This window comes from Rhodococcus baikonurensis (assembly GCF_040489275.1).
Lineage (GTDB): Bacteria > Actinomycetota > Actinomycetes > Mycobacteriales > Mycobacteriaceae > Rhodococcus_F > Rhodococcus_F baikonurensis.
This window is the reverse complement of the sequence record NZ_JBEUOQ010000007.1, coordinates 229,014-246,489: the sequence shown is the minus strand read 5'-3', so window position 1 is coordinate 246,489 and position 17,476 is coordinate 229,014. Positions and strand designations below refer to the sequence as shown.

General features: G+C 63.4%; 16 protein-coding genes. 7 read left to right on the top strand and 9 right to left on the bottom strand.

Translation table 11 applies throughout. The features are described from left to right. The first annotated feature begins 304 nt into the window (after positions 1-304). Positions 305-1,195, top strand: coding sequence for an ATP-binding protein (locus tag ABWI03_RS18400; protein ID WP_353802307.1), 891 nt, complete (start codon positions 305-307; stop codon positions 1,193-1,195). On the opposite strand, the gene ABWI03_RS18395 is transcribed toward ABWI03_RS18400, so the two are convergent. Continuing rightward, on the bottom strand, positions 1,101-2,042 hold the full coding sequence (locus ABWI03_RS18395; RefSeq protein ID WP_298773346.1) for an alpha/beta fold hydrolase: 942 nt from the start codon (positions 2,040-2,042) through the stop codon (positions 1,101-1,103). The two genes, ABWI03_RS18400 and ABWI03_RS18395, sit on opposite strands and share 95 nt — an antisense overlap. Positions 2,043-2,152: 110 nt before the next feature. Between ABWI03_RS18395 and ABWI03_RS18390 the strand changes: the two genes are divergently transcribed. Next, entirely contained in the window at positions 2,153-3,118 is a 966-nt protein-coding gene (locus ABWI03_RS18390; RefSeq protein WP_296555548.1) for a helix-turn-helix transcriptional regulator, read from the top strand. A gap of 135 nt (positions 3,119-3,253) precedes the next feature. Then, positions 3,254-3,859, top strand: coding sequence for a YdeI/OmpD-associated family protein (locus ABWI03_RS18385; protein WP_492226381.1), 606 nt, complete (start codon positions 3,254-3,256; stop codon positions 3,857-3,859). Between the two features lie 404 nt (positions 3,860-4,263). Here ABWI03_RS18385 and glnA read toward each other — a convergent pair whose 3' ends face one another. Next, positions 4,264-5,700 (bottom strand): type I glutamate--ammonia ligase, encoded by a 1,437-nt coding sequence (glnA, locus tag ABWI03_RS18380; RefSeq protein WP_003941609.1) that lies wholly within the window; start codon positions 5,698-5,700, stop codon positions 4,264-4,266. A gap of 213 nt (positions 5,701-5,913) precedes the next feature. On the opposite strand from glnA, the gene ABWI03_RS18375 reads away from it, so the two are divergent. Further along, complete coding sequence (locus ABWI03_RS18375) at positions 5,914-6,387, top strand: RDD family protein (protein WP_124569331.1); 474 nt, start codon at positions 5,914-5,916, stop codon at positions 6,385-6,387. Positions 6,388-6,459: 72 nt separating this feature from the next. Here ABWI03_RS18375 and ABWI03_RS18370 read toward each other — a convergent pair whose 3' ends face one another. The 5 genes from ABWI03_RS18370 to sucB all read right to left on the bottom strand — a co-directional run bounded on the left by ABWI03_RS18370 (position 6,460) and on the right by sucB (position 11,922). Next, positions 6,460-7,215 carry a DUF4191 domain-containing protein gene (locus ABWI03_RS18370; RefSeq protein ID WP_003941625.1) on the bottom strand — a complete coding sequence of 252 codons (756 nt, stop codon included), beginning with the start codon at positions 7,213-7,215 and terminating at the stop codon, positions 6,460-6,462. A gap of 76 nt (positions 7,216-7,291) precedes the next feature. Then, entirely contained in the window at positions 7,292-8,302 is a 1,011-nt protein-coding gene (lipA, locus tag ABWI03_RS18365; RefSeq protein ID WP_003941610.1) for a lipoyl synthase, read from the bottom strand. Positions 8,303-8,353: 51 nt separating this feature from the next. Then, positions 8,354-9,115, bottom strand: coding sequence for a lipoyl(octanoyl) transferase LipB (gene lipB, locus ABWI03_RS18360; RefSeq protein WP_298773338.1), 762 nt, complete (start codon positions 9,113-9,115; stop codon positions 8,354-8,356). 29 nt (positions 9,116-9,144) lie between these two features. After that, a complete protein-coding gene (locus ABWI03_RS18355; RefSeq protein WP_124569333.1) occupies positions 9,145-10,032 on the bottom strand; it encodes a TIGR01777 family oxidoreductase in 888 nt (295 codons plus the stop codon). Between the two features lie 120 nt (positions 10,033-10,152). Next, a complete protein-coding gene (gene sucB / locus ABWI03_RS18350; protein ID WP_298773334.1) occupies positions 10,153-11,922 on the bottom strand; it encodes a 2-oxoglutarate dehydrogenase, E2 component, dihydrolipoamide succinyltransferase in 1,770 nt (589 codons plus the stop codon). Between the two features lie 364 nt (positions 11,923-12,286). On the opposite strand from sucB, the gene ABWI03_RS18345 reads away from it, so the two are divergent. After that, the gene (locus tag ABWI03_RS18345; protein ID WP_003941713.1) at positions 12,287-12,637 is read left to right on the top strand and encodes a hypothetical protein; all 351 of its coding nucleotides are present in this window, start codon (positions 12,287-12,289) and stop codon (positions 12,635-12,637) included. Positions 12,638-12,692: 55 nt separating this feature from the next. Here the strand turns inward: ABWI03_RS18345 and ABWI03_RS18340 are convergent, their stop codons facing one another. Continuing rightward, positions 12,693-14,210, bottom strand: coding sequence for a leucyl aminopeptidase (locus ABWI03_RS18340; protein WP_095969848.1), 1,518 nt, complete (start codon positions 14,208-14,210; stop codon positions 12,693-12,695). 158 nt (positions 14,211-14,368) lie between these two features. Here ABWI03_RS18340 and gcvT point away from each other — a divergent pair, with 158 nt between their 5' ends. Continuing rightward, a complete protein-coding gene (gene gcvT / locus ABWI03_RS18335) occupies positions 14,369-15,469 on the top strand; it encodes a glycine cleavage system aminomethyltransferase GcvT (RefSeq protein ID WP_095969849.1) in 1,101 nt (366 codons plus the stop codon). Positions 15,470-15,501: 32 nt separating this feature from the next. Beyond that, on the top strand, positions 15,502-16,605 hold the full coding sequence (locus ABWI03_RS18330; RefSeq protein ID WP_298773328.1) for a branched-chain amino acid aminotransferase: 1,104 nt from the start codon (positions 15,502-15,504) through the stop codon (positions 16,603-16,605). On the opposite strand, the gene ABWI03_RS18325 is transcribed toward ABWI03_RS18330, so the two are convergent. After that, the gene (locus tag ABWI03_RS18325) at positions 16,599-17,420 is read right to left on the bottom strand and encodes a dienelactone hydrolase family protein (protein WP_095969851.1); all 822 of its coding nucleotides are present in this window, start codon (positions 17,418-17,420) and stop codon (positions 16,599-16,601) included. The genes ABWI03_RS18330 and ABWI03_RS18325 overlap by 7 nt on opposite strands. Positions 17,421-17,476 lie beyond the last annotated feature (56 nt).

Here is a 17,476-nt window from a genome sequence, read left to right as displayed (position 1 = left end):
CCGTGTCGTCGATCCGGCATGCCCACCACCCTCCCACTGTGCGTGAGCGCCGGATCGAAGGAAGCCCCACCCTCCCCACGGGGGTGGGGCTTCTACTTTGTTCGGACTGACCGGCGTTCGCATCGCCGAATCTGCCGGGTTGTTCGGCCGTTCGGGACGCCTTGCTCCGTAGCATCGCCACTGTGAAGATTTCCCTACTCGGTGCGGCGGGGCTTCAGGACTGCGCCGACAGTGGAATGGACTGTATGGACGGATTTGGGGCGTTCGTTCTTCTGTACGTCGGCGGATTCATTCTCGCCTTGACATGGATTTCCCTGTGCCTTGTCGGAACAGCCGATGTGGTTTCCGTGTCCCGTCGAATCGGTGTGTGGCGCGCTGTCGTCTTCTCTGTCGGGATTTGGCTTGTGCCCATCGCCGGGTTGGGTGCGTGGCTTGTTTTCCGACGCTCTCGTTAATTCTCGAAAGTGGAGCCGGGAGACAGCCGCGTTTGCGGAGCCCGGTAACTTGTTGTATCAGTAGCGATTTGGAATCTGGCGAGAGGCTCTTGTCGATGCTGCAGGCGACAACGTCTATCCAGGCCATGCTGGAACTGGTTGGGCCTGGGCCAACTGGCAGTGGGTGGTCGGGGCCGCGCGCTGTCGGCTGCGTTGTCCGCGGCGAGCGAGGTCTTGATCGGTATCTCCGCCGACACTCCCGGCAAGTCGAAGTCGCCGACGAGAAGCAACTCGCCCGCACGATCGCCCGCTACGGCCGTGTGGGCTTGCATCGGCGAACTCAGTTACATGGAACTCGACAAACGAGGCGCCGAGCGGCTTTTCGAGGTGTTGCCCGAACGGGAGGAAAGAACGCCGTCGCTATCGCCTCCAACGAATTGTTTTCCGGCTGGACGACAATGTTCACCGACCCACGACTTTGCGCCGCCATCGTGGATCGGCTCACCTTCGGCGACAACATCATCGAAATCGGCACCGACTCTTACCGGCTCGCCCATACCCGAGCTCAGCAATCCGCTTTGCACACACGAGGTGGGTCCGGATCAAGCTCCTTACTGGACCTGAATGAGACCGACATTTTCACCGAGACCGCACCCAGCCTTGAAACTATGTGGCATCCTGCCGTTCCAGCCAGTTCAAGATCGCTTGGTTGGTTTCATCGGGTCTTTCTTGCTGGATCCAATGACCGCAGTCGAGATTGACTACTTCCACATTGGGCACGAACTCTGTCAGGTTCTCAGCCCTCGCGATCGCGTCACGGTCGCCGTAGATCATGAGTGCGGGCTGTTGGATAATCGGGTCCACCTCCGCCAGCAAATGCCAGTTGCGGTCAAGGTTCCTGTACCAGTTCACGCTGCCCGTGAATCCTGTCGATTCGAAGGCGGAGACGAAAACGGCCAATTCGCTATCGCTCATCAGAGGCTCACCGAGTGGCGTCTCTGCTCTGGCGAGATCGATCAGCGCCATACCCGGCTGAGGCTCCCTGGGGGGTTCGTTCTTCCGGTACAGGTTGCGAAGGAACCGGAAGGTGTTGTCTTCGAACACGGCGTCCGCGACGCCCGGCTGTCGATTGAAGTGGACGAAGTAGAAGTCACCGCCAAGCACGGCTTCCATGAACTCGATCCAGGGCTGCACTCCGCGATCCTGGTAGGGCAGGCTCAGGTTGATCACTTTGTTTACCCGGTCCGGGTGCAACAGGGTCAGGCCCCACACGACAAAGGCGCCCCAATCGTGACCGACAAAGGTGGCATCGTCGTAGCCGTAGTGATCGAGAAGTGCGATGAGATCACCCGCCAAATGTTCAATGTCATAGTCCGTCACTTCGGTCGGACGTGATGAATTGCCGTAGCCGCGCTGGTTCGGGACGATGACGTGATAGCCCGCCTCGACAAGGGCGGGCACCTGGTATCGCCAAGAATAGGCGTGCTCTGGCCATCCGTGACACAGCACGAGAGGTCTCCCGGCATTGTGTCGCCCTGCTTCGAAGACTTCGAGTTCCACGCCGTTGACTGGGATAAGGACGGGCCTGGGGAAGTCGGATGAATTCACGGATGCTCCTTCGAGTTGAGTACCGATCTCGTGTCTGAATCGACCGGTTGCTCCGACGATAGGGAGCATCGTGGACACATAAAGTCCTAGATCGCTGGCAATCTGAAGAAATGCGGAACGATCCCACAGGCCGAGCACTGCAACTGCTCTCGCTCCTTCAGACCCATCGCTTCTGGCACTGTGCCGAACTTGCCGCACGACTCGATGTCACGCAGCGGACGGTGCGCCGCGACATCGATCGCCTACGCGACCTTGGCTATCCGGTTGATTCCACGTCCGGAAAATACGGGGGCTACCGACTTGCAACGGGGGCGCACGTGCCACCCTTGATCCTCGACGATGACGAGTCCGTGGCGGTAGCCGTCGGACTGCGCTACGCCGCCGAGGCCGCCATCGGAGGAATCGAAGAAACGTCGCTACGCGCGCTGACGAAGATCGAAACACTCCTGCCCCATCGACTACGCCGACGTGTGTCGGCACTGCATTCGAGCGTCAGTTCCATGCGGCGGGTCGACGACGACATCGTCGACCCCGAAGCACTCAGTGTGCTCGCTGCGGCATGTCGTGACCACGAGCACGTTCGTTTCGACTACCGGCGAGGTGATGGCGAGAGCAGCAGACGGCTCGTCGAGCCGCACCGCCTTGTCACGGCGGGACGTCGTTGGTATCTCGTAGCATGGGACCACCATCGTGCGGATTGGCGAACATTTCGACTGGACCGGCTCTCGGAGCCTTGGCTGGCAGGCAGTCATTTCACGCCACGCGAGATCCCGGGCGGTGACGCGGCAGGCTTCGTCGCAAGATCAGTCGGCTCGCCGCCCCGTCGCCACGATGCAAAACTCGCCATCGAAGCCACGTTCGCCGACCTCGAAGGCGTACTCAGATGGATTGACCACACACCGATCGAGGTGGCAGCGGACCGCTGCCTTGTCCAGATCCGCAGCGAAGATCTCGGCAGGCTCGCCATGACTGTTGCGCGCATTGCGCTCACCGCCCCAGTGGTCGTCATCGAACCAACCGAGCTCGCCGACACCGTCAGTCGGCTCGCCCTCCATCTCAGGGTCTCGCCACCATGACAGTCAGAAGAGGATTGCGCGACAAGACCATTCATGTCCAGGTTGCCGCGGGGTGTGTTCCCTGCGCCGGCCCCTCGTCTATCGAGGCACGTATCCGTTTCCCTCTGAGCTTGGAGAGTAAGTGACCAATTCGAAATCATCGCCACCGGCTTCCGTCCACCCCCGACGTGGAAGTTCGACTACCCGATCATCCACGCCGAGACTCGGGAACAGTGGCGAACGTGGCTGACGGACAATCACACGTCAGGCCGCGGTGTGTGGTTGTGCTCCTGGCGCACCACCACCAGCCGACCACGCTGCCCCTACCCTCAGGCCGTTGAGGAAGCCATCTGCTTTGGTTGGATCGATTCCACCAACACCGTCTTCGACGAAGAGCGCAATTTGCAACTGTTCACGCCGCGTAGACGCAAGAGTTCCTGGACTCGGCTCAACCGCGAACGCGCAGCTGATATGGAGGCGCGTGGCCTTATGACCGCTGCTGGTCGCGGTGCCATTGCTGCCGCGAAATCCACTGGTTGGTGGACGATTCTCGACCAAGTCGAAGACCTCGAGGAACCATCTGACTTGCAGGCGGCGCTGGACCGGGACCCGCAAAGTCGAAGCAACTGGGACAGTTTTCCGCCCAGCGCCCGCAAACAGATGCTGTGGTGGATCGTCTGTGCCGCTCGAGACGAAACACGGGCAGTTCGAATCGCCCATATCGTCAACAAAGCGGCCATCGGGCAACGTGCCCGCGGCTGATCCGCGATTCGACCGCGTCCGGTATGGAGGCCGGTCATTGCAACATCATCGAACCTGGCACGGACTCCTCCCGCCTCGCTCAAACCCGAGCTCATCAATCTTCCTGATCCGTGCATCACGACGGGTCCGGATCAAGCCGCCATGCTGGACCTGAATCGGATTGACATTTCAACGAGGTCAGCTTCCACGATTTGCGGCACTTTCTCGCCCTCGCTGCTCATCGCGTCGGGAGCTGATATCAAGACAGTTCAGCATCGGATGCGGCCGAGTGCGAAGACGACACGACACCTACGGGAACATGTGTGGCGGACACATTCGATCGGACCGGAACAAGTGCACCCGCCCCGCAGGCGCGGGACGGGTGCACTTGGTACTCGCAGGTCTGACTTACGTCAGGATGCGGATCACACGTCGTAGTAGAGCTCGAACTCGTACGGGTGCGGACGCAGGTTGACCGGAGCGATTTCCTGCTCACGCTTGAGCGAGATCCAGGTCTCGATCAGGTCGGTGGTGAAGACGCCACCCTCGGTCAGGTACTCGTGATCGGCTTCGAGGCGGTTGATGACCGTCTCGAGGCTGGTCGGAGCCTGCGGGATGTTGCGAGCCTCCTCCGGGGGAAGCTCGTAGAGGTCCTTGTCGACCGGCGCCATCGGCTCGATCTTGTTCTTGATGCCGTCCAGGCCGGCCATCATCTGTGCAGCGAAGTTGAGGTACGGGTTACCCGAGGAGTCGGGTGCGCGGAACTCGAGACGCTTTGCCTTCGGGTTGTTGCCCGTGATCGGGATACGGACAGCTGCCGAGCGGTTGCGCTGGCTGTACACCAGGTTGATGGGGGCTTCGTAGCCCGGCACCAGACGGTGGTACGAGTTGATCGTCGGGTTGGTGAAGGCCAACAGCGACGGAGCGTGGTGCAGGATGCCGCCGATGTAGTGGCGAGCCATGTCCGAGAGGCCTGCGTAGCCCGACTCATCGTGGAAGAGGGGCTTGCCGTCCTTCCACAGGGATTGGTGGACGTGCATGCCCGAGCCGTTGTCACCGAAGAGCGGCTTCGGCATGAAGGTCGCGGACTTGCCGTGCTGCCAGCAGGTGTTCTTGACGATGTACTTGAACAGCTGCAGGTCGTCAGCAGCTGCGAGCAGCGTGTTGAACTTGTAGTTGATCTCCTGCTGTCCGCCGGTGCCGACCTCGTGGTGGCCGCGCTCGAGCTCGAAGCCCGCGTTGGTCAGGTTGGTGGAGATCTCGTCGCGCAGGTCCACGTAGTGGTCGTACGGAGCGACGGGGAAGTAGCCGCCCTTGGCGCGAACCTTGTAGCCGAGGTTCGGGGAGCCGTCGGCGTTGGTCTCTGCGCCGGTGTTCCAGGAACCGGAGATGGAATCCAGCTCGTAGAATGCGGAGTTCATGCCGGAGTCGTAGCGAACCGAGTCGAAGATGTAGAACTCGGCCTCGGCGCCGAAGAATGCGGTGTCCGCGATGCCGGTGCTGACCAAGTACTCCTCGGCCTTGCGGGCAACGTTGCGCGGGTCGCGGCTGTAGGACTCACGGGTGAACGGGTCGTGCACGAAGAAGTTGATGTTGAGGGTCTTCGCCTTGCGGAAGGGGTCGATCTGCGCCGTGGTGACGTCGGGAAGCAACATCATGTCGGACTCGTGGATCGACTGGAATCCGCGGACCGAAGATCCGTCGAACGCGAGGCCGTCCTCGAACACGTCCTGGTTGAAAGCAGACGCCGGGATCGAGAAGTGCTGCTGGACGCCGGGCAGGTCGCTGAACCGAATGTCGACGTACTCGATGTTCTCGTCCGCGATGTACTTGATGACCTCTTCGGCCGTGGTGAACGCCACGCTTGTGCTCCTTAAGTCGCTTCAGCCAAGTGATGTCGGTTGAATCCGTCGAGGCAGACGGTAGGGAGCTGGTGTTGCCCGCTCGTCAACCCTTTGTTTCGGCAGTGTTACGCGTCGCAGCATCCTGGGGATTTCCGAAGTCCATGTGACCGGCCACACAGTTAAAACCCGGCAAATCTGGACTACGGTGCTGCGACGCCTATCCTGGACAGCATGGCACGTATCACCGGAACTTGGCTCTCTGGGCCACAAGCAGCTTTGCCGAAGAGCGCGGACGGCCGTGAGCAGTCGTACCGCGGCGAGCTCCTCGGTTTCCCTCAGGAGGGTCCGGGTTCGCTGGTCGGTTCGGGCCGTCGTATCGCGGCACTGTTGGTGGATTGGGTGATGGCCGTGGGAGTGGCCTCGCTCATCACCGGTGACTTCTTCGACGGCATGACCTCGACGGTCACGCTGATGGTGTGGTTCGCCGTCGGTGTCGTCACCGTGGCGCTGTTCAACTTCACCCCGGGGCAGTTCGTCCTCGGACTTCAGGTCGCGCGAATCGAAGGCCCGATCCGAGTGGGCTTCCTGCGCGCGTTGGGACGTCAGGCGCTGCTGGTGTTCGTCATTCCCGCGACCATCACCGACATCGACGGTCGCGGTATGCAGGACCGCGCGACCGGCACTTTGCTCGTGAAGTCGCGCTGACACAAACTTCTCGAACAAAGAAAGACCCGGGTCCGTATGGGCCCGGGTCTTTCGTTTTGCTGTGGGGGAGTGTCAGCGACGACGAATGGTTCGCTGCATTCCCTTCATCTTCGCGCCTCCGGGCATCGGGCCCTTGGGAAGCGCTGCTCCGCCGCCGCGTGCGCTCAGCGCAGCGAGGCGACCTTCGATGTTGTCCATACGCTTTGTGTCGATGTTGCGAGGCAGCTTGTTCAGGTAACGCTGAAGCTGCGAGAGCGGAACTTGGCCCTCGTCGTTGCCGATGATGATGTCGTAGATCGGGGTGTCGCCGATGAGGCGAGCGGTCTTCTTCTTCTCCTGAGCGAGGAGGCCCTTGACGCGTTGCGGCGAACCCTCGGCGACGAGGATGACACCCGGCCGTCCGACGACGCGGTGAACGGCGTCGAGTTGGGTGGTGCCGGCGACGGCGTTCGTGACGCGCCACGCGCCCTGCATGTTGTCGAGGGCCCACGCAGCGGCACCGGCCTGACCTTCAGCTTTCTTGTACACCGATTTCTGGACGCGGCGACCGAAGATGATGAAAGCACCGAGGAGACCGAGAACGATGCCGATCGGCAGCAGGAACCACTGAAGGCCCCAGATGAGACCGACCAGGAAGAAGACCAGAGCCGCACCGACGAGGGTGCCGATCATCAGCGGCAGGAGGAGCTTGTCGTCCTTGCGCTGCATCTGGAATGCCTGCCAGAGCTGAGTTCTACGTTCCTTGGAAGCCTGCTTGCGGGCAGCCTTCGCTGCAGCCTTTGCCTCTTTGGTGGGTTTGCCCTTACCGGATTTGCTGCCGTTCGCCATGTACCCAGGATACGTCCATTGCTGTGCGCCTTTACTAACCGCCCGCGGTTAATAAAGGCGCACAGCAAAAAGTGGATCAGCGATTCAGGCGCGCCATGAGCGAGCTGGCTTCCTGGGAGGCGTCTCCGCCCTCGGTGAGATGACGCTGCGCTTCGGGAAGTTCACGGCCGTGATGTGCCATGGCCTGCGCATACAGGCGCCCGGCGCGGTACGACGAGCGAACCAACGGGCCGGCCATGACGCCCGCGAAGCCCATCTCTTCTGCAGCCTTGGAGTGTGCGACGAACTCCTCGGGCTTGACCCACCGCTCGACGGGGTGGTGCCGGGGCGAGGGGCGCAGGTACTGGGTGATGGTGAGGATGTCGCAACCGGCGGCGTGGAGATCTGCCATCGCCTCGGTGACCTCTTCCGGGGTTTCGCCCATACCGAGGATCAGGTTGGACTTGGTGACCAGTCCGTAGTCGCGTGCTGCGGTGATGACGTCGAGGCTGCGCTGGTACCGGAAGGCCGGACGGATCCGCTTGAAGATGCGGGGGACGGTCTCGAGGTTGTGTGCGAGGACCTCGGGGCGTGAGGCGAAGACCTCGTCGAGCAGTTCGGGCTTGCCGTTGAAGTCCGGAACCAGGTTCTCGACGCCGGTGCCCGGGTTGAGTTCGTGAATCTTGCGGACGGTCTCGGCGTAGAGCCAGGCGCCGCCGTCGGGGAGGTCGTCGCGGGCGACGCCGGTGATCGTGGAGTACCGAAGTCCCATGGCCTGAACGCTTTCGGCGACGCGACGGGGCTCGTCGCGGTCGAGGGCTTCGGGCTTGCCGGTGTCGATCTGGCAGAAGTCGCAGCGGCGTGTGCACTGCTCGCCGCCGATCAGGAAGGTGGCTTCGCGGTCTTCCCAGCATTCGTAGATGTTGGGGCAGCCTGCTTCCTCGCAGACGGTGTGCAAACCTTCACGCTTGACCAGGCCCTTGAGCTCCGTGTACTCGGGGCCCATCTTTGCGCGGGTCTTGATCCAGTTGGGTTTGCGTTCGATGGGCGTCTCCGCGTTTCGGATCTCGAGACGGAGCAGCTTACGTCCTTCTGGGGCGATAGTCACGACAGTGATCCTACGCCCGGTGATTACTGCAACGGGGTTCGGGCGAGCCCGTCAGCTGTACTGAACGGTAGTAAAAGTCGGAGTAGGCGAGGCGCTTTCGAAGGTGACGCGCTCGACGTTCCGTTCGGTGACGGGCATGGTTCCGTCGAGAGCAGCGATCACTGCCTCGGTCACAGCGGGAGTGACTTCGTCCACGGTGACGTCGCGACCGAGTTCCTGCGACAGCGTTGTCACCCCGGCGTCACGGATGCCGCAGGGAATGATGTTGTCGAATCCGGTCAGGATCGAGTTGCAGTTCAGGGCGAAGCCGTGCAGTGCCACGCCCCGTTGGACGCGCACGCCGATGGCAGACACCTTGCGCTCGGGCTTCCTTTGTCCGTTCGCAGTGTCGGCAGGCAGCCAGACGCCGGAGCGGCCGTCGATGCGCCCGCAGTTCAGGCCGAGGTCCGTGCACACCGTGATCAGTGCTTCTTCGATGCGTCGGACATATCGCACCACGTCGATGGGCTCGGCCAGTTTCACGATCGGATAGCCGACCAGCTGGCCGGGGCCGTGCCAGGTGATCTTCCCACCGCGGTCGACGTCGATGACAGGTGTGCCGTCGACGGGACGATCTTCGGGTTCCGTGCGTCGACCTGCCGTGTACACCGGCGGGTGTTCGAGGAGCAGTAGCGTGTCCGGTCCGATGTCGTCTGCCCGCGCTGCCGCGAGCTCACGCTGGCGGTCCCACGCGGCGTTGTAGTCGATCAAACCGAGTTGCTCGACGGCGATCGGCAGTTTCGAGAACCGGGCGGAAACGGCAGCGCTGCTCATGGACGTAGAGATTACGCCCGACTTCGGAATCATCCGAGTGCGGCCGCCAGCGCTTCGCCGATCGTGTTGTGGCGGAAGGAGAATCCCGCCTTTTCCAAAGCCGCGGGAATGGCTCGCTGGCCACCGAGGATGCCGCTCTTGGCGAATTCTCCGATCAACGCTTCGAGAGCGAACCCGGGAACGATCCAGGGAGCCGGTCGGTGGACCGCACGGGACATGGCGTCATTGAACTGGGCGTTGGTGACTGGGGCCGGACCAGTCAGGTTGACGGGACCGGAAAGTTCGGAATTCGTGAGCGCGAACTTGATCGCGTCGCACTCGTCCTCGAGTGAGATCCACGGAAAGTACTGGCGACCGTTGCCCAGTCGTCCGCCGAGACCGAACGAATAGATGCGTCGAAGCCGACCGAGCATGCCGCCGTGGGGTGAAATCACGACGCCCGAGCGCAGATTGACCACGCGGGCTCCCGCCTTGCGCGCGGGCTCGGTGGCAAGTTCCCAATCGCGACACGTCGTGGCGAGGAAGTCGGTACCTGCCGGCGAATCCTCGTCGACGATCTTGTCGCCGGTGTCGCCGTAATAGCCGACGGCGCTTGCGTTGGCGAGTACAGGAACCTTCTGACTTGCGACAGCTTCGGCCAGGACATCGGTCGCGACGATGCGGCTGTCACGAATCGCTTGCTTGTAGGAACCCGACCACCGTTTGTCGCCGATGCCGACGCCGCAGAGGTTCACGACGGCGTCAGCGCCTTGCAAGACGGAGAGGTCCAGACGATCGTGGTCCGGGTCCCAACGCGATTCGTCGGGGCCGGCGGTCGACCGTCGCACCAGACGTACGACGTCGTGGTTGTCGGAGCGCAACGATGACACCAAGGCCGTTCCGATCAAACCGGACGAGCCGGCGATGACTACTCGCATTCGGAAAGCCTCCTTCGATTCAGCCTGCTTCGATATCCGAACGTATATATCCGACCGTACTGAAAAAGCCGGGGCGCCACCTCCTGATGGAGATGACGCCCCGGCCGGCCGAGCAGATGCTTACAAGCCCAGATCAGCTTCGAACGAGGCTTCTTCCAACCGCTGCTTCACAGTGGTGAGGAATCGGCCCGCGTCGGCACCGTCGACGAGACGGTGATCGTAGGTGAGCGGCAAGTAGATCATCGAGCGAACGCCGATGGACTCGTTGCCGTTCTCGTCGGTGACCACCATCGGACGCTTGACAATAGCGCCGGTTCCGAGCATGGCCGCCTGCGGCGGTACCAGGATCGGGGTGTCGAACAGCGCGCCCTGGCTGCCGATGTTGGTGATGGTGAACGTTCCACCCGAGAGCTCGTCCGGCTTCAGGCCACCCGAGCGTGCACGCTTCGCGATGTCGGCGATGGCGCGGGCCAAGCCGGCAAGGCCGAGATCGCCGGCGTTGTGGATGACGGGGGAGAGCAAGCCCTGATCGGTGTCCACTGCGATGCCGAGGTGCTCAGCGTCGTAGTAGGTGATCTGCTTGGCAGCCTCGTCGTAGCTGGCGTTGATGTTCGGGTGCGACTTCAGCGCCTCGACGACTGCCTTGGCGAAGAACGGAAGGAACGTCAGGTTGACGCCTTCGCGCTCGATGAAGCCGGCCTTGGCGCGGGCCCGCAGGGCGACGATCTTGGTGACGTCCACCTCGAAGGTCTGCGTGAGCTGAGCGGTGTTCTGCAGCGACTCACGTGTCTTGGTGGCCGTGATCTGCCGAATGCGGTTGGCCTTCTGCGTGGTTCCGCGCAGGTGTGCCAGTTCCGGTCGGACGCCTGCGGCTGCGGTGGCGGCCGGTGCGGCCGCAGGTGCTGCAGCAGCAGGAGCAGCGGCGGCGGGAGCCTTCTTGGCCTCGGCAGCGGCGAGCACGTCCTGCTTGCGGATGCGGCCGCCGACGCCGGTGCCGGTGACGGTCGCGAGGTCGACGCCGTTATCCGTCGCGAGCTTGCGCACGAGCGGGGTGACGTACGGGCTGCTGTCGCCGGAAGCTGCGGGGGCAGCCGCCGGTGCGGGAGCTGCAGCAGGCTTCGGAGCGGGCGCAGCCGGTGCGGCAGCAGGCTTCGGAGCGGGCGCAGCCGGTGCGGCAGCAGGCTTGGGCGCTTCGGCCTTGGGTGCTTCAGCCTTGGGCGCCGGCGGTGCGGCCGGTGCTGCGGGAGCAGCCTTGGGTGCCGGAGCCGCGGCGGGTGCGCCGGATCCGACGACGGCCAGCTGGCCACCGATTTCGACGGTGTCGTCTTCCTGCGCATTGATCTCGAGCAGGATTCCGGCGACGGGAGACGGGATCTCGGTGTCGACCTTGTCGGTCGAGACTTCGAGCAGCGCCTCGTCGACGGCAACTTCGTCGCCGACGGCCTTGAGCCAGCGGGTGACGGTGCCTTCGGTGACGGACTCGCCGAGGGCGGGCATCGTCACGGCGGTGCCTTCAGCGGAACCACCGGAAGCAGCGGGTGCCTCGGCAGCGGGAGCTTCTTCGGCGGGTGCCTCGGCAGCCGGGGCTTCCTCGGCGGGAGCTTCTTCTGCGGCGGGAGCGGGTGCTTCTGCCTCGGGTGCTGCGGCTTCGCCGGCTTCACCGATCTGGGCGAGCTCGCCACCGATTTCCACGGTGTCGTCTTCCTGCGCGACGATCTTGGTCAGGACGCCGGCGACGGGAGACGGAATCTCGGTGTCGACCTTGTCCGTGGAGACTTCGAGCAAGGGTTCGTCGACTTCGACCGTGTCTCCTTCCTGCTTGAGCCACCGTGTGACAGTTCCCTCGGTGACGCTCTCACCTAGGGCTGGCATCTGGACGGAGAAGGCCATGTCTTTTGACTCCTCGACAGTTGTGTTCGGGTTGTTGAATTTTGTCGACTTGTGGTCGTAATGCATTGTGCTCGAGTGGCGCGCGACGTGCGGCTACTTGTAGCTATTTTGCCGATGTCGACGCGCGGGCGCGGCGTCACCGTCGTTCATCTTTCCATTGATACGCCGGGCGTGTCCGATGAGGGGGATGCCGTCCGTTTCGGGTGTGTCGGCTACTGGCGAGTAGGTATGCGTCGGGGGTCCGACTGTAACGTCGTAAGCGGACCAAACGGTATGTCGTGCGCAGGCACAACGGACATCGCCTGGCAAACTTGACATATCGCCGGGGTGCATCCGCGGCGTCGGTACCGAGGAGGGTACGACCGTGGGACTGTTCGATCGTTTCAAGCGTCCGCCGAGTGCGGCTCAGGCCGCAGCGCAGAGTGATGCGGATCATCTGGCGAATTGGGCGCACTCGCACGAAGGCGTAGAGGCGTACGTGGAACCGCAGACGACGGTGACCGAGGTGACCGTCGTGCTCGTAGCGAAGGACGGGGAGTGGACTCGTCGCCGAGTCGGCGGCGAGCGCGGTGCCCGCAAATTGGGACAGGACTTGAAGATCCCGGTCTACGACGTCCGCAAAACGGGATATCCGCAGCGTATGCGCGATCACGACGAGCGTAAGCGCATCGAGCGCAAGCGTGCTCGCGAGCAGGAATTGCGCGACGGCGCGTGAACTGCTGTGCGCCTTTATTAACCGCGGGGGGTTGATAAAGGCGCACAGCAGGTGGTCAGCCGTTGACCGCGATGTCCTCCAGGACCGAGATCATCGTGCGAACGGGAACGCCGGTGCCGCCCTTGCCGGTGTAACCCCACGGCCCTGACGTGTTGTACGCCGGACCTGCGACGTCGATGTGCGCCCACTGGACACCCTCGGGAACGAATTCCTTGAGGTAGTGAGCTGCGACCAGCATGCCGCCCCAGCGGTGCGGGGTGACGTTGGCCATGTCGGCGACCTTGGAGTCGAGATCTCCGCGCAGTTCTTCGGGCAGGGGCATGGCCCAGCCGTTCTCGCCGACGCTCTGCGAGATGGAGGCGACACGGTCACGGAACTCGTCCGTGCCCATGACGCCGGGGGTGCGGTTGCCGAGCGCGACCATCTGCGCACCGGTCAGGGTGGCGGTGTCGATCATGTAGTCGGGGTTGTCCTCACCCGCGCGAACCATCGCGTCGGCAAGAATCAAACGGCCCTCGGCGTCGGTGTTGACGACCTCGATGGTGATTCCGCCGTACTGGGTCAACACGTCGCCGGGACGCTGCGCGGTCGCGGACGGCATGTTCTCGGCCATCGGAACGTATGCGACGACGTTGACGGGCAGTCCGAGCTTTGCGGCAAGCACGACGGTGGAGATGACGGCTGCGGCGCCGCCCATGTCCGAAGTCATGTTCTCCATACCGGCGGCAGGCTTGATGGAGATTCCGCCGGTGTCGAAGGTGATGCCCTTACCCACCAGCGCGACCTTGCGGGCGCCACGCTTCTTCGACGCGTATTCGAGGCGGACGAGACGAGGCTGGCGTGACGAGCCCTTGCCGACGCCGATGATTCCGCCGTAGCCACCCTTCTCGAGTGCTTTCTCGTCGAGAACCTGGACGGTGAGCCCGGCCTCGACGCCCAGTGCCTTCGCGCGCGCGGCGAACTCGGCGGGGTAGAGGTGGCTCGGAGGAGTGTTGACGAACTCGCGTGCGGTGGCGACGGCTTCGGCGATGGCAGCCGACCGTGCCAGCGTTGCCTTGGTCTCCTTCGTGCGCGGCGATGGCACCAGAAGTTCGACGCGAGCGAGTGGCTGCGAATCAGGGCCGGGAGCCGTCATCGAGGACTTGAATTCGGTGAAGCTGTACGCGCCCAACGCAAATCCCTCGGCAGCGGCACCGAGGTCGAGGATCGAGAGCGTGGTTGCGACGGTGTCGATGCCGGACAGCGAGCGAGCTGCAGCGCCGGCGGACTTGCGGATCTGTTCACTGCCGAGCCTGTCGGCGGAGCCGAGTCCGACGGCGAGGACGCTGGTGACCGACAGCGCGCTCGGTGCCGGGACGCGAGTGAGCTGCTCGGGCTTGCCGGTGGCGCCGACGGCGATGAGGCTGTCGAGGATCTCGGCAAGCACGTCCTCGTCGACGATGCCTTCGCTGAGTGCGATTTCGGGGCCGTCCGGACCCGACGTCAGGCCGACGACCAATATCTCTGCGCGCTTGGCGACTGTGCCGGCGAGAACGAGGTCGGGTCCCAACGATCGGGCTGTGCGAGTGCTCAAGGTGTCTCCTGTGAGGTGAGTGTGCGATGCGTCCGGTTCTGGCGGATGCCTGAGTCGATGTTAGGCCCTTTGCAGTTTGCGGACGGGCGATCGTCTCGGCCGGGTGAGCTCTCGCTGCGGACATGTTTCGATCGGCGAAGTCCGATAGGTTGTGGGCCATGACCGACGAACAACTGTTGCAGGGCCCGATCCACCCCGTCCACGTCGAACTCGGTGCGACGTTCGCGCCGTTCGGGGGGTGGCAGATGCCGGTTTCCTACGCCGGCGTCGTGGCCGAACACACCTCTGTGCGTGAGAATGTCGGACTCTTCGACGTCAGTCACCTCGGCAAGGCCGTCGTGCGTGGCGCGGGCGCCGCAGAATTCGTGAACTCCGCACTGACCAACGATCTGAACAAGATCGGGCCGGGCAAGGCTCAGTACACGTTGTGCTGCAACGAGTCCGGTGGCGTCATCGACGACCTCATCGCGTACTACGTCAGCGACGACGAGATCTTCCTCGTCCCGAATGCTGCCAATACCGCGGACGTCGTTGCGGCGCTGGTCGCTGTGGCACCGGACGGAATCACCGTCGAGGATCAGCATCGTGCCTACGGTGTGCTGGCTGTTCAGGGTCCGAAATCGGTGGCTGTTCTGACGGCGCTGGGACTTCCCACCGAGATCGAGTACATGGCGTACGAAGATGCGGAATGGAACGGCGTGCCCGTGCGTGTGTGCCGCAGCGGTTACACCGGTGAGGTCGGCTACGAACTCCTGCCGCGGTGGGAGGACAGCGAGCCGTTGTTCCGCGCGCTTCTCGAGGCAGTGCGCGCCGAGGGTGGGCAGGCCGCCGGACTTGGCGCCCGTGACACTCTTCGTACCGAGATGGGTTATCCGCTGCACGGGCATGAGCTTTCGCTCGAGATTTCTCCGCTCGAAGCGCGCTGCGGATGGGCGATCGGTTGGAAGAAGCCGACATTCTGGGGCAAAGAGACCTTGACCGACGAGAAGGCCGCCGGCCCGGCTCGCAAACTCTGGGGGATCAAGGCTCTCGATCGCGGTGTGCTGCGGGCCGGCCTCGGTGTTCTGCGTGACGGCGAGGCAATCGGCGAGACCACCTCGGGGACGTTTTCACCGTCCCTCAAAGTGGGAATTGCGTTGGCGCTCCTGGATTCCGGAGCCAATGTCGCGGCCGGTGACGAGATCGAAGTCGACGTCCGTGGTCGCGCTCTTCGGTGCGTCGTGGTCTCTCCTCCGTTCGTGGAGACCAACACCAAGTAGAGAGCTTTTTCACGTTCGATAGGATTGCGCCCATGACAGGTGCCGCCGATTTCGTTCGTGTTCAGAGCTCGTCCCCGAAGTCCGACGCCGAGCGCCGTGACATTTTGGCGGCGCCCGGCTTCGGGCGGCACTTCACCGACCACATGGTCTCGATCGACTACACCGCGGGCAAGGGCTGGCACGACGCCCAGGTGTTGCCGTACGGAAACATCGAGCTCGATCCGGCCGCAATGGTTTTGCACTACGGACAGGCCATCTTCGAGGGCCTCAAGGCATACCGCCAGCCGGGTGGCGAGATCAGCTCGTTCCGCGTCGAGGCCAACGCCGAGCGTTTCGCAGCATCTGCGCGCCGTCTCGCCATGCCCGAACTGCCGGCGCAGATGTTCATCGATTCCATCACCGAACTGATCGACGTCGATCTCGACTGGGTTCCCGCTGCCGGCGGCGAGGACGCGCTCTACCTCCGTCCGTTCATGTTCTCCACCGAAGCCGGACTCGGCGTCCGTCCCGCCGACGAGTACCGCTACCTGCTGATCGCCTCGCCCGCCGGGGCGTACTTCCCGCGTGGGGTGAAGCCGGTCAGTGTGTGGCTGTCCACCGAATACGTTCGCGCGGCCCCCGGCGGGACCGGCGCAGCCAAGTTCGCAGGCAACTACGCCGCTTCGCTCCTCGCCCAGGCGCAAGCTGCCGACGAGGGTTGCGACCAGGTGGTCTGGCTCGACGCCATCGAGCGCACGAACGTCGAGGAAATGGGTGGAATGAACCTGTTCTTCGTCTTCGGCTCCGGTCCCGACGCTCGCCTCGTAACGCCGTCGCTGTCCGGTTCGTTGCTGCCCGGCATCACGCGCAACTCGCTGCTCGCCCTCGCTGCCGATTCCGGCTTTGCCGTCGAAGAGCGCAAGATCAGCACCGACGAATGGCGGACCAAGTGCAAGAGCGGAGAAATCACCGAGGTCTTCGCTTGTGGCACAGCAGCAGTCATCACCCCCGTCGGACGCGTCAAGTCTGCCGAGGGTGAGTTCACCATCGCCGACGGCGAGCCGGGTGAAGTGACGATGGCACTGCGCGACACCCTCACGGGTATTCAGCGCGGCACCTTCGCCGACACTCACGGCTGGATGACCAAGCTTCACTGATCGCTGGTTCGTTCCGCGAGCAATCGCTCGCGGAAGAACAGCAGAATCTCGTCTCGAGCGACGGTGGTGGGCGACCCTGCCTCGTCGACGAGATGAGCCGTCACCACGCTGTGTGGATTGGCGATGACGTGTTCGAAGAACGGTGACGTTGTCGCGTTGGCCGCTTCGTCGGGGAGTACCGTCCCGACGAAGCGCTCGCCCAAGGCCTTCGAGTAGGCCGCGAATCGTTGTGCGCGGCAGAACGGGTCACCTTGAAAGCGGTATGCCAGCACCGTGAGGTCTTCGGCCTCGAGTCTGGAGCGCACGGCTTCGAGTTCTTCTGGCCCGCTGTCGGTTTCGTCCGGTCGATCGAGCGGTAACGACGGTTGGGCGAGAACCGGTGCAACGACCGAAGGTTCTAGCATCATCGACAACGCGAAGTTACCGGTGAAGCACATCCCGATCACTCCGACGCCAGGGCCTCCGCATTCCACATGGGCCGAAGCGGCGAGTGAACGCAGCCAACGGACCGCCGGGCTCGGTTCGTCGGCAGCGAGGGCGCGAAACTCCGCACTGACGCAGGCCCTCTTGAATACCGTCAGCCCCTCGTCCACTGTGGGGACTGCTCCGTCGCGGCCGAACAGTGACGGAACAAAGACAGTGAAGCCGGCGTCGCGCACCCAGCGGGCGAATCGTGCAACATGCGGGCTGATGCCCGGCATTTCCGGCATGACAATTACCGCGGGACCGGTGCCCGCCACGTACACGGACTTCGTCACTGCGTCGATGGTGATCGTTCGACGGTCGAAGTCGTCGAGCGGATCGTCTCTGGTCATGCTCCGGTTCGGCACGGTGAGCCCTCTCGGTAGTCGAAACAATTCCTCTGCACAGT

Excerpts from the sequence above, each read along its gene's own strand:
- gcvT (WP_095969849.1), top strand. The coding sequence starts at position 14,369 with ATGACCGACGAACAACTGTTGCAGGGCCCGATCCACCCCGTCCACGTC.
- ABWI03_RS18330 (WP_298773328.1), top strand. The coding sequence starts at position 15,502 with ATGACAGGTGCCGCCGATTTCGTTCGTGTTCAGAGCTCGTCCCCGAAG.
- sucB (WP_298773334.1), bottom strand. The coding sequence starts at position 11,922 with ATGGCCTTCTCCGTCCAGATGCCAGCCCTAGGTGAGAGCGTCACCGAG.
- ABWI03_RS18370 (WP_003941625.1), bottom strand. The coding sequence starts at position 7,215 with ATGGCGAACGGCAGCAAATCCGGTAAGGGCAAACCCACCAAAGAGGCA.
- ABWI03_RS18375 (WP_124569331.1), top strand. The coding sequence starts at position 5,914 with ATGGCACGTATCACCGGAACTTGGCTCTCTGGGCCACAAGCAGCTTTG.
- ABWI03_RS18325 (WP_095969851.1), bottom strand. The coding sequence starts at position 17,420 with ATGACCAGAGACGATCCGCTCGACGACTTCGACCGTCGAACGATCACC.
- ABWI03_RS18400 (WP_353802307.1), top strand. The coding sequence starts at position 305 with ATGGATTTCCCTGTGCCTTGTCGGAACAGCCGATGTGGTTTCCGTGTC.
- ABWI03_RS18355 (WP_124569333.1), bottom strand. The coding sequence starts at position 10,032 with ATGCGAGTAGTCATCGCCGGCTCGTCCGGTTTGATCGGAACGGCCTTG.
- lipB (WP_298773338.1), bottom strand. The coding sequence starts at position 9,115 with ATGAGCAGCGCTGCCGTTTCCGCCCGGTTCTCGAAACTGCCGATCGCC.
- ABWI03_RS18390 (WP_296555548.1), top strand. The coding sequence starts at position 2,153 with ATGCGGAACGATCCCACAGGCCGAGCACTGCAACTGCTCTCGCTCCTT.